At 57.2% G+C, this 1022-nt stretch carries 1 protein-coding gene; it reads right to left on the reverse strand.

Translation table 11 applies throughout. The features are described from left to right. Positions 1 to 5 precede the first annotated feature (5 nt). On the reverse strand, positions 6 to 1022 hold a 1017-nt coding region (locus AC559A_RS19215; RefSeq protein WP_498819304.1), incomplete at its 5' end, for a methyltransferase regulatory domain-containing protein.

A 1022-nucleotide genomic window follows, 5' to 3' on the forward strand; every position in this document is an offset into this window, starting at 1 on the left:
CGGACCTACTCCCAGACACCGAGATTTTTGTATTGGGGCAGAAAAGTTTTCAGGAACTCCCGGGCCAATTTTGAGGTTTCGGCTTTGATCTCTTGTGGATCAGTCAGGGTTTTGCCTTCTACAACCAGGTTTCTCCCAATGGCGGATAGCTTGGTTGCCAGGACCGTTGCCAGGGCTTCCTCGTTGTGCGGGGTTTTGTCGGTCAGGGCGTCGAGCAGCATCATGTTCGGCGTAGACACGGAGATGCCGCTGTTGATGCGGGCGCAGGCCAGGTAGTTGTACGGTGCGCCTTCGGTAGCTGCCTTGGTCACGGCCCTGTTGAAGCGCATCACCGACTTGAGGTCGTGTTTTTCCGAGGCCGGGGCCACGCATCCTTTGTTGAGCAGCATGGTCAGCGCCTGGATGGTGCTGACCAGCGGCCCTTCAAGCTGGGCTATCTTTTTCGGACCCTGGGCCAGAGCTTCGATAATCGGCTGATAGACCTCGGTTTTGCCGTTCATGCTGCCGAACGTCGTTTTGATTTCGAAGTCCTTGGGATTGTCCATCAGCATGAACTTGGCCTGCAACAGGCTCTGGTTCTGGTTGGCTGGCCAGGGTCGGTACGCGCCGCGTTGAAATATGTCCCTGCGGAAAGCCTGGTTGATCTGGCAGTCGATCACTTCCTGGGCAAAAATGGGATCGTCATGCTCCGTCACCAGATTGCGCATGGGCTCGGGCAGCATGGCCGGAAGGTAGTTCTCAGGCAGGGTGGCTGAAGCGGCGAAGCTCAGCTTGGCCTGCCCCATTTCCGAGCAGACTTGGGAAAACCAGAGCGGGTGCCAGTTTTCGTGCAGGTACTCCTGGATCAGGTAGCTCTTGTCCTTCTTGATGGTCTCCTCGATGCGTTTGGACAATTGGGGCAACGCGCTGAACAGGGCGGCCTGGCTTTGTCCAAGGCGGGTCATGAAGTCAAAGCCCTTGTCGATGGCCGCCATGGGGCTCAAGCCTTTGGCCTGCTGGTGGCGTTGCAAAAGCTTCTGCAA

The sequence above is a fragment of the Desulfonatronum zhilinae genome (assembly GCF_900182865.1).
Classification (GTDB): Bacteria; Desulfobacterota; Desulfovibrionia; order Desulfovibrionales; family Desulfonatronaceae; genus Desulfonatronum; species Desulfonatronum lacustre.